Genomic DNA, 14356 nt, shown 5'->3' on the forward strand with positions numbered 1-14356 from the left:
TCAGTGATAATACAGACTATTATAACAGAATTCAGTGTAAATAACACGACTTATGTTATAATGGTGCTCTAATCAGTCACAATTATGACACACCAAGGAGGAGCTTTTCGTATGCGTAAACCGATCATGATTCATGCTCTTTTTCTGATGATTGCTTTTTTTATCTATATCCAATCTCTAAATGGCGGTCCGACCTATCTCATCTGGAATATGACCTTGGCCTTAATCAGCTATGATGCGGCTGTATTGACACTTTTATTCAAGAAGCAGAAGTGGGCTTATCCTCTTCTTTTCCTGCTGTGGTTGCTTTTCTTCCCTAACACTTTCTATATGATTACAGATTTGATTCATATGATTTGGGTGGCAGATGTTCTGAGTAAGCCAAGTGTTTTTCTGCTCTTTTTAGCTTTTGTTTCCAGTATTTTATTCGGGATTTTCTGTGGGATGGAGAGCTGGTATGTCATCAAGGAAGGCTGGAAGCTTAACTGGTATTTGGATCTATTGCTGACGGCAGCTCTGTCTGTTGTGTCCAGTCTGGCTATCTATATAGGACGTTATGATCGCCTTAATAGCTGGGATTTATTGCTTCATCCTCAGCTGGTTCTACAGAAACTCTTGCAAACTTTGCATCCTGATCGACTGCCATTCATTCTTGGTTTTACCTTTTTGCAGTTTATGAGTTTGGTATTTCTGATGAGAGATAATAAAAAATAAGAACAGCGAGACATTCACCTTGAAAAAGTGAATGTTTTTTATTATAATTTAAACTATCGTTCGCAAATAAACGAAATTCAATCTGTTTTTCTTTGTTATTGAACTAGATATTAGAAATTTTACTCAAAAGGAGATTTATTGAAAAATGGATAAATTTTTCAAACTGACCGAAAAAGGGACAGATGTCCGGACAGAAGTTTTGGCTGGTCTGACGACTTTCTTTGCCATGTCCTACATTTTATTTGTCAATCCGGCCATGCTGGCTCAGACAGGGATGCCTAAGCAGGGTGTTTTCCTAGCTACGATTATCGGGGCTGTTGCCGGCACCTTGATGATGGCCTTCTTTGCCAACCTGCCTTATGCGCAGGCGCCGGGTATGGGGTTGAATGCCTTTTTCACTTTTACGGTCGTCTTTGCCTTGGGCTACACTTGGCAGGAAGCCTTGGCTATGGTCTTTATCTGCGGGATTATTTCGCTCATTATCACTTTGACCAAGGTGCGTAAGATGATCATCGAGTCAATTCCTGGCTCCTTGCGCGCAGCAATTTCAGCAGGGATCGGAGTCTTTCTGGCTTATGTAGGTATTAAAAATGCTGGCTTGCTCAAGTTTTCAATCGATCCGGGTAATTATACAGTAGCTGGCAAGGGAGCTGATAAGGCCGCAGCGGCTATCACGGCTAATTCAGCAGCAACTCCCGGTCTGGTAGACTTTAACAATCCAGCGGTCCTAGTAGCCCTGGTTGGTTTGACCATCACAATCTTCTTTATCGTGAAAAATATCAAGGGTGGTGTTATCCTATCCATCCTAGTAACGACAGTGGTAGCTATTCTGGTTGGCTTGGTTGATTTGTCATCTATTGATTTTGGGCAGAATAACATTGGTACTGCTGTTAATGAACTGGAACAGATTTTTGGGGTGGCAGTAGGCCCGAAAGGTCTGGGTGCCCTTTTGGCAGATTCAGCTCGCTGGCCCCAGACCTGTATGGCCATTCTGGCTTTCTCCTTGACAGATATTTTTGATACTATTGGTACTTTGATTGGGACTGGTGAAAAGGTCGGGATTGTGGCGACTTCTGGGGAAAACCATGAATCAGAAGGTTTGGATAAGGCGCTTTACTCGGACCTCATCGGAACCTCTATTGGAGCCATTGCTGGAACCTCTAACGTGACGACTTATGTGGAGTCTGCAGCTGGTATCGGAGCTGGAGGCCGAACAGGTCTGACCGCCTTGGTCGTAGCCATCTGCTTTACGGTGTCAAGCTTCTTTAGTCCGCTTTTAGCCATTGTTCCTAACGCTGCAACTGCACCGATTCTGATTATTGTGGGGATTATGATGCTAGCTAGTCTGAAAAATATCCATTGGGATGATATGGCAGAAGCCATTCCAGCTTTCTTTACTTCTATTTTTATGGGATTTGCCTACTCTATCACTCACGGGATAGCAGCTGGATTTATTACCTACACTTTGGTCAAAATCTTCAAAGGTCAAGCTAAGGATGTGCATTCTATGATTTGGATTTTGGATCTTCTCTTTATTTTGAATTTCGTAAATCTGGCTTTAAATTAGGTCTAAACATTGCTGGATTTCCTTGTGTCTAGTGAAGTTTGGATAGCTTATATTTTCAGTATAAAAAATCAGCTTTTTGCGGCTGATTTTTCTTTTGCAAAATTAAGCAGAAAAAATTTTTTTCTGGTATAATAAGAGAATGTTTAGTCATAATGAGGAAGAATTAATTCAGTGGGGTCAACGTCTGGGCAAATTGCTTCAGGCAGGGGACGTACTGGTTTTAACGGGAGATTTAGGAGCAGGGAAGACAACCTTTACTAAGGGTCTGGCTCTAGGTTTGGGCATCAATCAGATGATTAAAAGTCCAACCTATACCATTGTTCGGGAATATGAGGGGCGCTTGCCGCTCTATCATCTGGATGTCTACCGCATCGGAGACGATCCAGACTCCATTGATTTGGATGACTTTCTCTTCGGGGAGGGTGTGACGGTCATTGAATGGGGCGAGCTGCTGGGAGAAAATCTGCCTGAAGATTATCTCAAATTAAGCCTCTTGAAAAAGGAAGACGGGCGTGAATTGGTTTTTGAAGCCCAAGGAAAGCGAGCCCAAGAGCTACTTGAGGGACTGCAGAATGACTGAATATGAATTGTGCTTGCGTGAAGCGGAAAAAACAGATGCAGCTGAGCTGATTGCCTTCCTCAATCAGGTCGGGTCTGAGTCAGATTATATGACGCTGGATGAAGCTGGAATTTTGATGAATCAAGAGGAGATGGCTTCATTCATTGAGCATCAGGCTGCTTCCAGTAATCAGCTTTACTTGTTGGCTCTTTTAAATGGTGAGATTGCTGGCCTTGTCAGCATCACAGCTGATTTCCATGAGCGAATTCGCCATATTGGTCAAGTCTTTGTCGTGGTGAAGAAAGCTTTCTGGAACCAAGGACTGGGACGCATATTGCTAGAAGAGGCACTGACTTGGGCTGAGGATTCTCAAGTTATTAGACGTTTGGAATTGAGCGTTCAGGTTAGAAATGAACGAGCGGTTCACCTTTATAAAGATTTAGGATTTGAAATTGAAGGCTTACAAAAAAGAGGAGCCTATTTAAAAGAAGGGATATTTCTTGATGTTTACCTGATGGGTAAACTGATAGACTAAAAAAGATATGTTTAAAAAGATTATAATGATGTTTCTCAGCCTCCTTGTCGTAACGACAGCTGGTATCGGTACTTATGCTTGGACGATTTATGGTCAGTCAACCGATGAACTGTCCAAGACTTATAAGGGCTTGGGAAATGAGACGGATGTCATTTCTGCGACTAAGCCCATGACCATCTTGCTGATGGGAGTGGATACAGGGAGCGGCTCCCGCGAGGATACTTGGGTCGGGAACAGCGATACCATGATTCTCCTGAGTGTCAATCCAAAGACTAAGAAAACAGTCATGATGAGTTTGGAACGTGATATTCTGACTCAGATTGATGAGAACGGTCAGACAGTTGAAGCCAAGCTGAATGCCGCCTATGCGAATGGCGGAGCAGAGTTAGCCATTTCGACCATTGAGGGCTTGATGAATATCCACATTGACCGCTATGTGATGATCAATATGCAGGGCTTGGTTCAGCTAGTAGATGCAGTAGGAGGTATTGAGGTCAATAATACCTTTGACTTCCCAATTTCTATTGAGGATAATGAGCCTGAGTATACTGCTAAGGTGGAACCTGGCAAGCAAACCATCAATGGTGATCAGGCACTGGTCTATGCTCGCATGCGCTATCAGGATCCAGAGGGTGACTATGGCCGCCAAAAGCGTCAACGTGAAGTAATTAAGAAAGTGGTTGAAAAAGTTCTCAGTCTCAACAGTGTCAGCCATTATCAGGCTATTTTAAAAGCTGTCAGCAGCAACATGCAGACCAATATCGCGCTTGATTCAAAAAGCATTCCTCAACTGCTAGGCTATCAGGATGCCTTTAAGAACATCAAGTCCGAGCAACTACGTGGAGAAGATGCGACCTTGCCTGATGGTGGAAGCTATCAGCTGGTGACGTCGGAGCATCTGCTGAGCATGCAGAATCTAATCCGCAAGTCTCTAGGCTTGGACACAGTTAAGAGTCTGAAGACCAATGCTGTTCTCTATGAAGATATTATGGGCGGCAATAGTCTAAGAAGCAGCAATAGCAGTAGTACATCTAGTAGCACAGAAAGCTATAGCAGTTACCAGAATTCTTATAGTCAGCCTACTTATAATAATGGTTATGAAAATTATTCTTATCCGACGACAGATACAACAGTTGGAACTACGAATACGACTCCGGTTGCTCCAGCAGCTTCCTCTGCCCCAGCTACAGATGTCAGTGTTAGCACCCCACAAAGTCAGCCAGTAGTCAATGCGACTACAGAGTAAAAAGTTTAATATAAAAAGAGGCCGGGACAAAATGTCTCGGCCTCTTTTGGTAATGACGGAAAGTTCTTGACGCGGTAGTGGATTGGAGTTTTTGTTTTCCTATCACCCATCGTTTCTCTATCAAGACTCGTACTTTTCCCAGATGTCTTTGACTTGCTGGATCTGCACTTGAGCTTGGTTTTCAAGGACTTTATATTTATAAGTAAGATCTTGAGCGATGTCTTTGACTTGCTCTTTTTGCTCTTGAATGATGGCAATATTTCGTTGGATATTGGCTAGACTGTCCTTTACTTTGTCTAGGCTATCTGTTGTTTCAATGATTTCTTCTTGAATTTTTTGTCGGTTTTCAACCAGTTTGTAGCTGGCTGCTGCGGCACCGATAAATAGGAAAATATTTGAAAGTTTCATAGTCCCTCCTTAAGCTTGTGCAATCTTCTCAGCTAATTCAGCCAGAGCTAGGAAGTCTGGTTCGTGGGCTGCGAAAGTAATCTTGAGGTCATCTGCATCACTGTAGCGCGGTGCCAAATGCACATGGGTATGAAAGACAGTCTGTCCAGCAATTTCTTCGTTGTTGTTGATGATATTCATACCGGCTGCACCTGTGGCTTTCATCACCTTTCGAGCAATGTCAGGTACGCGAGCGAAGAGCTGACTGGTGCTGTCGGCATCCATATCCAGTACATTTCGGAAATGCTCTTTAGGGACAACCAAGGTATGACCTGGTGTTACCTGAGAGATATCCAGAAAAGCAAGGACTTTCTCGTCTTCGTAGACTTTAGAAGAAGGGATTTCTCCAGCAATAATTTTACAAAAAATACAATCAGCCATAAATGGTACCTCTATTCGCTAGATTTTGTTATAATATAAGAACCATTATACCAGAATTCGGAGAAAATATGTTAGAAATCAAAGAGCTTACGGGCGGCTATGTTAATATCCCGGTTTTAAAGGATGTCAGCTTTGAAGTGGGCAATGGCCAGCTGGTTGGTCTGATTGGTCTCAACGGTGCGGGCAAGTCCACGACTATCAATGAGATTATCGGTCTTTTGACGCCTTATAAGGGGCAGATTCAAATTGATGGACTGGAGCTGCGGACTAATCCCAGTGATTACCGCAAGAAAATCGGTTTTATTCCGGAAACGCCTAGTCTCTATGAAGAATTAACCCTGCGTGAGCACATTGAGACGGTAGCTATGGCTTACGACATTGAGCAGGAAAGAGCTTTTAAGCGCGTGGATAAGCTATTGGAAATGTTCCGACTCAAGGAAAAACTGGATTGGTTCCCTGTTCATTTTTCAAAAGGGATGAAGCAAAAAGTGATGATTATCTGTGCTTTTGTAGTTGATCCCAGCCTTTTTATCGTAGATGAGCCTTTTCTAGGTCTGGATCCGGTAGCAATTGCAGACCTTATCCAGCTCTTGGATGAGGAAAAGAAGAAGGGCAAGTCCATTCTGATGAGCACCCATGTTCTGGACTCTGCTGAGAAGATGTGCGATAGTTTTGTAATTCTGCACAAGGGTCAAGTACGGGCCAAGGGCAGCTTGACTGAGCTGCGGGCTCAATTCCAAATGCCGGATGCTAGTCTGAATGACATCTATCTAGCCCTGACAGAAGAGGCGGCGCTATGAAAGAATTATTTGCTAAACGAAAGCAGGATTTTCGTCAGCAATGTTTGAAATACCTGCGCTATGTTTTTAATGATCATTTCGTGCTCTTTCTGCTGATTTTTATGGGATTTTTAGGTGTTCAGTACAGTCAGCTATTGCGACATTTTCCGACCAATCACCTACCCATTATTGTCAGTCTGGTTATTCTATCGGTCTTTATCTTGCCTTTTGGACGGATTGCCACCTATCTGGAAAAGCCGGATGCTCTTTTTCTCTTGGTCAGAGAAGCAGAAGTCAGGGCTTTTATCAAGGCTCAGATTCTGCGTTCCTATCTCTTGTACGCAGTCTTACAGACTGGAATCTTACTGTTACTGGCTCCGCTTTTTCTGGCTCTGGGATTGCCTGTTTGGGGCTTCGGGTTCTACTGTCTCTTTATGCTAGTCTTGAAATGGTTTTTGTTTCAGGCTAAGGCCAAGAAGTTCTTTACTGAAAATGGCCTAGATTGGCAGGCTCTGGTGGCTTATGAAGCAGCCCGAAAGCAGACGATTCTGCGCTTCTTTGCTCTCTTTACCAATGTTAAAGGCATTTCAAACAGTGTCAAGCGCAGGGCCTATCTTGATGGTTTGACGAGACTTGTGGGCAAGCAGCATAGTAAGACCTGGCAGAATCTCTTTTTGCGTTCTTACTTGCGAAATGGAGACTTCTTTGCTCTGACCTTGAGACTGCTCATTCTAGCTTTTTTGGCCTTGATTTTTGTCAGTCAAGCTTGGATTGCTGCAGCTTTTGCGGTCTTGTTCAATTACCTCTTGCTCTTCCAGCTGACGGCTTTGTATGAAGCTTTTGACTATCAGTTTTTGACCCAGCTTTTTCCGATAGAAAGAGGGGAAAAGCTGAAAGGAGCAAGACAAATTATCACATCTATTGGCAGCAGTGTTCTCTTGGCTGAAGTGCTGACTGCTCTGCTCTTTTTCCAAGACAAGACAGCAGTGCTGGCCATGCTGGGAGCAACTGCCCTACTCTATCTGTTCTATCTGCCGTTTAAGTTACGGAGATTGGTTGACTAAAAGAGGTAAAACTAGTAAAATGATAAAGAAACTTTTTACGGAGGGGAAACATGGACTTGGTTGATAACGAGCTGACCCTGACACCGATAGCTGGTAAGAGCGGAAAGGCCTATATGGGGACTTATCCGGACGGGGGGCGCGTTTTCGTCAAGATGAATACAACCCCTATCTTAGCAGGCTTAGCTCGAGAACAAATCGCACCGCAGCTTTTGTGGAGCCGCCGGATGCCGGACGGCAACGTAATGAGCGGGCAGGAGTGGCTTTCAGGCACTATTCTGACCCCAAATGATATGTCCAAAAAGCAGGTGATCAATATTTTAACACGGCTGCATCGCTCGCGCCCATTGATGACGCAGCTGACCAAGCTGGGCTATACTTTGGAAACGCCGACTGATTTGCTGAATGCTTGGCTCAATCAAGTGCCGCTTGCTTTGAGGAATAATCAATATCTGCAATCAGTTATCCGAGACCTGCGACAGACTGTGCCGGCCTTTCGTGAGGATTATGCGACCATCGTTCACGGAGATGTGCGCCACAGCAACTGGGTAGAGACCGACAGCGGGCTTATTTACTTAGTGGATTGGGATTCTGTGCGCCTGACAGACAGGATGATGGATGTAGCTCATATTTTGAGCCATTATGTGCCTGATTCAGGCTGGCAAGAGTGGCTGAGCGCTTATGGCTATAAGTATAATCAGACTGTTTTCAATAAGCTATACTGGTTTGGTCAGTATTCTTATCTGATGCAGATTGCCAAATACTATGAAAACAATGATTTAGAAAATGTGAACCGGGAGATTTACGCATTACGAAACTTCCGTTCCAAATACGGAAGAGGACAATGAGAGTAAGGAATCGTAAAGGAGCGACGGAACTGCTAGAGGCGCATCCCCAGTATGTGATTTTAAATCCGGCAGACGCCAAGGGCAGATGGCAGGAGATTTTTGGCAATGATCATCCCATTCATGTAGAGGTTGGCAGCGGCAAAGGAGCTTTTGTATCCGGCATGGCCAAGGCCAATCCTGAGATCAATTACATTGGGATTGATATTCAGAAATCGGTCCTCAGCTATGCCTTGGACAAGGTGCTGGCAACGGCTGTGCCCAATATCAAGCTGCTCTGGGTAGACGGTTCGGATCTGACTGATTATTTTGAAGAAGGCGAGATTGACCGCCTCTATCTGAACTTCTCAGATCCTTGGCCTAAGAAACGCCATGAAAAGCGCCGTCTGACCTATCAGTCCTTTCTGGCAACCTATCAGCAAATTTTGCCAGAAAATGGAGAAATCCACTTCAAAACGGACAACCGCGGTCTTTTTGAATATAGCTTAGTTAGCTTTTCACAGTATGGTATGAAGTTGAAGGGTGTGTGGTTAGATTTGCATGCCAGCGACTTTGAAGACAATGTCCTGACTGAGTATGAGCAGAAATTTGCTAACAAGGGACAAGTCATCTATCGGGTGGAAGCAGCGTTTGAATAAGAAAGAGTCTTCTAGGAAATACTCCTTGAAGACTTTATTATTAGGAAAGAATTTTGCTTAAAAATAAGATCGTTTTAAGTGGGATTCCGTCTTTAAAAGCTTGTACAGCATATTTCCCTTGCATTCTGGGACTTGTCGTGCTATAATACTAATAATGAATAAGGAAAGAGAGGCGAGGAAGTATCTTCGCCTCTTATCTGTGAGGAGGTGTCGTCATATCGCAACGATTGTTGAATTGGTGAGGGAGGTTATTGAACCAGCCATTTTGGCCCCCTATGAATTAGTCGATATTGAGTACGGAAAGATGGGCGGAGACTACGTTCTCAGTGTTTTTGTAGATAAGCCTGAGGGCATTACGGTCAATGATACAGCGGATTTGACGGATATTATCAGTCCGATCTTGGATCAAATCAAGCCAGATCCTTTCCCGGAACAGTATTTTCTGGAAGTGACCAGTCCAGGCTTGGAGCGCCCGCTCAAGACCAAGGAACAGCTAGCCGATGCAGTCGGCAGTTATATCCATGTCAGTCTCTATAAGGCTGTTGACAAGCAGAAAGTCTTTGAAGGCACCTTGCTGAGCTTTGAAGAGGATGTTCTGCACATGGAATATCTGGACAAGACTCGCAGAAAAGAAGTCGAAATTCCCTACAGTCTGGTTTCCAAAGCCAGATTAGCCGTTAAGTTTTAGCCGCAGAAGCAATATAGAAAAGAAAGGAACACTTTTGTTTCGGCAAAAGTCACATGAAAATGAGTAAAGAAATGCTAGAGGCCTTCCGCATTTTGGAAGAAGACAAAGGAATCAAGAAAGAAGATATCATTGACGCAGTGACTGAGTCACTCCGCTCAGCCTATCGTCGCCGCTATGGTCAGGCAGACAGCGCAGCCATTGAGTTTGACGAAAAGTCAGGAGATTTCCGTGTCTATACTGTTCGCGAAGTCGTGGACGAGGTCTTTGACAGCCGTTTGGAAATCAGTCTCAAAGATGCCTTGGCTATTAGTTCAGCCTATGAATTGGGAGATAAGATCAAGTTTGAAGAAGCGCCAGCTGAATTTGGCCGTGTTGCTGCTCAGTCTGCCAAGCAAACCATCATGGAAAAGATGCGCAAGCAGACCCGAGCAATCACATACAATACCTATAAAGAGCATGAAAATGAAATCATGTCAGGAACGGTGGAGCGTTTTGACAATCGCTTTATCTATGTCAATCTTGGTAGCATCGAAGCGCAACTATCGAAGCAAGACCAGATTCCTGGTGAGGTCTTTGCCTCTCATGACCGCATCGAAGTCTTTGTCTACAAGGTAGAAGATAATCCTCGCGGTGTCAATGTCTTTGTCAGCCGCAGCCATCCAGAAATGATCAAGCGCTTGATGGAGCAAGAAATCCCAGAAGTCTATGACGGAACTGTGGAAATCATGAGCGTGTCACGGGAAGCAGGCGATCGGACCAAGGTAGCGGTTCGCAGCCACAATCCTAATGTGGATGCCATCGGTACAATCGTTGGACGCGGTGGAGCTAATATTAAGAAAATTACTAGCAAGTTCCATCCTGCCAAATACGATCCCAAGAGCGGACGTATGGTGCCGACTGAAGAAAATATCGACGTTATCGAGTGGGTAGCAGATCCAGCTGAATTTATCTACAACGCTATTGCTCCTGCTGAGGTTGACCAAGTTATCTTTAACCAAGAAGATAACAAGCGGGCCTTGGTTGTCGTACCGGACAACAAGCTTTCTCTGGCTATCGGCCGTCGCGGACAGAATGTACGCTTGGCAGCTCATTTGACAGGCTTTAGAATCGATATTAAGTCTGCCACAGAGTTTGAAGAAATGGAAGCAGCAAATGAACTGGGCGGATTTGCTCAGGAAGCTGAAGAAATCCTTGCGGATGCAGCTGTTCTAGAGACAGAAGTTTCAGCAGCAGAAGCAACAGACTTTGACGCAGCTGCAGAGGAAACTGTACTAGAAACAGCTGGTATAGAAAGCGAAGCTGAAGAACTAGACTAAGGGGGCTGGAATGGCAAAAACAAGAAAAATCCCTTTAAGAAAATCAGTGGTGTCCAACGAAGTGATTGACAAGCGTGATTTACTGCGGATTGTCAAGAACAAGGAAGGTCAAGTCTTTATCGATCCGACAGGCAAGGCCAACGGCCGTGGAGCCTATATCAAGCTGGACAATCAAGAAGCTCTTCAAGCCAAGAAGAAGCGGGTCTTTAACCGCAGCTTTAGTATGGAAGTGGATGAGGCTTTCTATGATGAGTTAATCGCTTATGTCGATCATAAAGTCAAAAGAAGAGAGTTAGGTCTTGAATAAAGAGAAACTTGCAAATTTGCTGGGACTGGCTCAGCGGGCTGGCCGCATCATTTCTGGTGAGGAGCTAACCGTCAAGGCTATCCAGGAGAGAAAAGCACATCTGGTCTTTTTGGCCCAGGATGCAGCTCCTAATCTCAGCAAGAAAATCACTGATAAAAGTCGTTACTACCAAGTAGAAGTATCAACCGTGTTTTCAACACTGGAATTAAGCTCTGCCATTGGCAAGGCCAGAAAAGTGCTCGCCGTGACAGATGCTGGTTTTACAAAGAAAATGAGGTCTCTTATGTAATAGAAGAGGAGGACAAGATTTGTCTAAAGTAAGATTGTATGAAATCGCCAAAGAACTGGGAAAAGAAAGCAAGGAGGTAGTGGCTCGTGCGAAGGAGCTGGGTCTGGATGTCAAGAGTCATTCATCCAGCGTAGAAGCTGACGCTGGTGAACGAATCAAATCCAGCTTTACGAAAAAAGCAGCCACACCTCAAGCTACTGCAGAAAAGCCTACAGCAGCTCAGCCATCACCGCAAAAAACTCCTGCCAAAGAGGCGGCGCCAGTCAAGGCAGAACAGACAGAAGCAAAAGCAGCTGCTAAGCCAGAAGCGAAAGCAGAAACGGCAGCGCCTGTCAAGCGCCCGCAAAGCCGGAACTTTAAGGCAGAGCGTGAAGCGAGAGCCAAGGAAGAGGCAGAACGTCGGAAGCAGCAAGGCAACCGCAAATCGCAAAACAAAGAGCAAGGCAAGCGCGAGGACCGCGACAATCGAAATAAGAATCGTGGAAATCGCAACGACCGAGATAGGGGCAATCGTCCAAATGACCGTCGCGATAATCGTGGTCAAGATGGCCGCCGCAATGGTCAGAATCATCAAGGATTTAACAGTCAAAACCGCCAACAGCCTCAAGGACCGAAGATTGACTTTAAGGCTCGGGCAGCAGCTTTGAAAGCAGAGCAGAATGCTGAATACGCTCGCTCAAGTGAGGAACGCTTTAAGCAAGCACAGGAAGCTAAAGAAGTTATGGAACGGCAAAACCGCCGCAAGGAGCAACCTAAGGCAGAAGCAAGTGCACCAGTTCAGCCTGCTGCAGCTCCATCTGCACCAGCAGCGAATCCAAGCCCAGCGCCATCCGCTGTGGATACGCGTCGTAAGAAGCAAGCTCGACCAGATAAGAAGCGCGATGATTTTGATCGCGAAGAAGAAGGTCCAAGAAAACAACAAAAGAATCGAAGCAGTCAAAATCAAGTGAGAAATCAAAGAAATAGTAATTGGAATAAAAACAAGAAAAATAAAAAAGGAAAGGGCAACAATAACCAGGCACCAAAACCTGTTACAGAACGTAAGTTCCATGAGTTGCCAACTGAATTTGAATATACAGACGGAATGACCGTTGCAGAAATCGCAAAACGGATCAAGCGCGAGCCAGCTGAAATTGTCAAGAAACTCTTCATGATGGGTGTGATGGCAACGCAAAACCAATCTCTTGACGGCGATACTATTGAGCTCCTCATGGTGGACTACGGTATTGAAGCTAAGAAGAAGGTGGAAGTTGACACAGCTGACATTGAGCGCTTCTTCGTAGAAGAAGGTTATATCAACCAAGATGCCTTGGTAGAGCGTCCGCCAGTTGTCACCATCATGGGACACGTTGACCATGGTAAAACAACCCTCTTGGATACCTTGCGTAACTCTCGCGTAGCAACAGGTGAAGCAGGTGGTATTACTCAGCACATCGGTGCTTACCAGATCGAGGAAAGCGGCAAGAAGATTACTTTCTTGGATACGCCTGGACACGCGGCCTTTACTTCTATGCGGGCCCGCGGTGCCTCTGTGACGGATATCACTATCTTGGTCGTTGCGGCTGATGACGGTGTTATGCCGCAAACGATCGAAGCGATCAACCATTCCAAAGCCGCTGATGTCCCAATCATCGTAGCTATCAACAAGATCGATAAGCCAGGAGCGAATCCTGAGCGCGTGATTGGTGAGTTGGCTGAGCATGGTGTCATGTCAACAGCTTGGGGCGGAGATTCTGAATTTGTTGAAATCTCAGCGAAATTCAATCAAAATATCGACAGCTTGCTGGAAACAGTCCTCTTGGTGGCTGAAATCCAAGAACTCAAGGCAGATCCGACTGTTCGAGCGATTGGTACAGTTATCGAGGCCCGTCTAGATAAAGGAAAAGGTGCTGTCGCAACCCTTCTGGTTCAGCAGGGAACTCTGAATGTGCAGGATCCAATCGTTGTTGGAAATACCTTCGGTCGGGTTCGGGCTATGACCAATGATCTGGGCCGTCGTGTTAAGGTGGCAGGACCATCTACACCGGTTTCTATCACTGGTCTCAATGAAACTCCGATGGCTGGTGACCACTTTGCGGTCTATGAAGATGAAAAAGCTGCGCGTGCAGCCGGTGAAGAACGCGCCAAACGTGCCCTTCTCAAACAGCGTCAAGCTACTCATCGCGTTAGTCTGGAAAATCTCTTTGATACCCTCAAAGCTGGTGAAGTTAAGTCTGTCAATGTTATCATCAAGGCTGATGTGCAGGGGTCTGTAGAAGCCCTGTCTGCTTCCCTGCAAAAGATTGAAGTGGAAGGGGTTAAGATCACCATCGTCCACTCAGCGGTTGGTGCCATCAATGAATCTGACGTGACACTGGCAGAAGCCTCAAATGCCTTCATTATCGGATTTAACGTTCGTCCAACTTCTCAGGCTCGCCAACAGGCAGAAGCTGACGATGTCGAAATTCGTCTCCACAGCATTATCTACAAGGTTATCGAAGAAATGGAAGATGCCATGAAGGGAATGCTGGATCCAGAATACGAAGAAAAAATCATCGGGGAAGCTCTTATCCGCGAGACCTTCAAGGTTTCCAAGGTTGGTACTATCGGTGGATTTATGGTTATCAACGGTAAAGTTACCCGTGATTCCAAGGTTCGCGTTATCCGTGACGGCGTCGTGATTTACGATGGGGAGCTTGCTAGCCTCAAGCATTTCAAGGATGATGTTAAGGAAGTTACTAACGGCCGCGAAGGTGGACTCATGATTGATGGCTACAATGACATCCAAGTAGATGACACGATTGAAGCCTATATCATGGAAGAAATTAAGAAATAAGATAAGAAGTCCGTTAAAAACTCGCAGTGAAAATCATTGTTGGTGGAAGTTGATACTTCTAGTTCCACATCTTTTTCACAAAGAGTTTAGATCAAATTTCATTCATTAAAACTAAAATATAAGCTAGGCTAGGCCTAGCTTATATTGCAGAAGAGAAAAATTAGAAAGG

The 14356-nt window shown here is 45.0% G+C and carries 16 protein-coding genes; 14 read left to right on the forward strand and 2 right to left on the reverse strand.

The features are described 5' to 3' along the window. Nucleotides 1-84 precede the first annotated feature (84 nt). From K1I94_RS07175 to lytR, 5 genes are all read left to right on the forward strand, one after another. Nucleotides 85-714: a DUF1361 domain-containing protein gene (locus tag K1I94_RS07175; RefSeq protein ID WP_223314893.1), complete on the forward strand. Its 630-nt coding sequence runs from the start codon at nucleotides 85-87 to the stop codon at nucleotides 712-714. 145 nt (nucleotides 715-859) lie between these two features. Beyond that, nucleotides 860-2281: an NCS2 family permease gene (locus tag K1I94_RS07180; protein ID WP_223314894.1), complete on the forward strand. Its 1422-nt coding sequence runs from the start codon at nucleotides 860-862 to the stop codon at nucleotides 2279-2281. 139 nt (nucleotides 2282-2420) lie between these two features. Then, a complete protein-coding gene (gene tsaE / locus K1I94_RS07185; RefSeq protein WP_223314895.1) occupies nucleotides 2421-2861 on the forward strand; it encodes a tRNA (adenosine(37)-N6)-threonylcarbamoyltransferase complex ATPase subunit type 1 TsaE in 441 nt (146 codons plus the stop codon). Then, nucleotides 2854-3375, forward strand: coding sequence for a GNAT family N-acetyltransferase (locus K1I94_RS07190; RefSeq protein ID WP_124765612.1), 522 nt, complete (start codon nucleotides 2854-2856; stop codon nucleotides 3373-3375). The genes tsaE and K1I94_RS07190 overlap by 8 nt, the downstream gene beginning before the upstream one ends. A 7-nt stretch (nucleotides 3376-3382) precedes the next feature. Further along, the gene (gene lytR, locus K1I94_RS07195) at nucleotides 3383-4621 is read left to right on the forward strand and encodes a glycopolymer--peptidoglycan transferase LytR (protein WP_002918070.1); all 1239 of its coding nucleotides are present in this window, start codon (nucleotides 3383-3385) and stop codon (nucleotides 4619-4621) included. Nucleotides 4622-4741: 120 nt separating this feature from the next. Here lytR and K1I94_RS07200 read toward each other — a convergent pair whose 3' ends face one another. Further along, nucleotides 4742-5029: a hypothetical protein gene (locus K1I94_RS07200; protein WP_002896907.1), complete on the reverse strand. Its 288-nt coding sequence runs from the start codon at nucleotides 5027-5029 to the stop codon at nucleotides 4742-4744. Between the two features lie 9 nt (nucleotides 5030-5038). Then, nucleotides 5039-5449: an HIT family protein gene (locus K1I94_RS07205; protein ID WP_223314896.1), complete on the reverse strand. Its 411-nt coding sequence runs from the start codon at nucleotides 5447-5449 to the stop codon at nucleotides 5039-5041. Between the two features lie 68 nt (nucleotides 5450-5517). Here K1I94_RS07205 and K1I94_RS07210 point away from each other — a divergent pair, with 68 nt between their 5' ends. The 9 genes from K1I94_RS07210 (at nucleotide 5518) to infB (ending at nucleotide 14187) form a co-directional block, all read left to right on the forward strand. Next, nucleotides 5518-6249 (forward strand): ABC transporter ATP-binding protein, encoded by a 732-nt coding sequence (locus tag K1I94_RS07210; protein ID WP_223314897.1) that lies wholly within the window; start codon nucleotides 5518-5520, stop codon nucleotides 6247-6249. Further along, on the forward strand, nucleotides 6246-7292 hold the full coding sequence (locus K1I94_RS07215; RefSeq protein ID WP_223314898.1) for an ABC transporter permease: 1047 nt from the start codon (nucleotides 6246-6248) through the stop codon (nucleotides 7290-7292). Before K1I94_RS07210 ends, K1I94_RS07215 begins: the two co-directional genes overlap by 4 nt. A gap of 50 nt (nucleotides 7293-7342) precedes the next feature. After that, a complete protein-coding gene (gene ccrZ, locus K1I94_RS07220) occupies nucleotides 7343-8137 on the forward strand; it encodes a cell cycle regulator CcrZ (RefSeq protein WP_002893562.1) in 795 nt (264 codons plus the stop codon). After that, entirely contained in the window at nucleotides 8134-8772 is a 639-nt protein-coding gene (trmB, locus tag K1I94_RS07225; protein ID WP_223314899.1) for a tRNA (guanosine(46)-N7)-methyltransferase TrmB, read from the forward strand. Before ccrZ ends, trmB begins: the two co-directional genes overlap by 4 nt. A 199-nt stretch (nucleotides 8773-8971) precedes the next feature. Further along, nucleotides 8972-9460 (forward strand): ribosome maturation factor RimP, encoded by a 489-nt coding sequence (gene rimP, locus K1I94_RS07230; RefSeq protein ID WP_317627938.1) that lies wholly within the window; start codon nucleotides 8972-8974, stop codon nucleotides 9458-9460. Between the two features lie 59 nt (nucleotides 9461-9519). Next, the gene (nusA, locus tag K1I94_RS07235) at nucleotides 9520-10776 is read left to right on the forward strand and encodes a transcription termination factor NusA (protein WP_161800758.1); all 1257 of its coding nucleotides are present in this window, start codon (nucleotides 9520-9522) and stop codon (nucleotides 10774-10776) included. Between the two features lie 10 nt (nucleotides 10777-10786). After that, complete coding sequence (gene rnpM, locus K1I94_RS07240; protein WP_002893558.1) at nucleotides 10787-11083, forward strand: RNase P modulator RnpM; 297 nt, start codon at nucleotides 10787-10789, stop codon at nucleotides 11081-11083. Next, nucleotides 11076-11372, forward strand: a complete 297-nt coding sequence (locus tag K1I94_RS07245; protein ID WP_223314901.1) for a YlxQ-related RNA-binding protein — start codon at nucleotides 11076-11078, stop codon at nucleotides 11370-11372. The genes rnpM and K1I94_RS07245 overlap by 8 nt, the downstream gene beginning before the upstream one ends. A 19-nt stretch (nucleotides 11373-11391) precedes the next feature. Beyond that, a complete protein-coding gene (infB, locus tag K1I94_RS07250) occupies nucleotides 11392-14187 on the forward strand; it encodes a translation initiation factor IF-2 (RefSeq protein ID WP_223314902.1) in 2796 nt (931 codons plus the stop codon). Nucleotides 14188-14356: the final 169 nt, after the last annotated feature.

Source organism: Streptococcus sanguinis (assembly GCF_019929145.1).
GTDB lineage: Bacteria > Bacillota > Bacilli > Lactobacillales > Streptococcaceae > Streptococcus > Streptococcus sanguinis_U.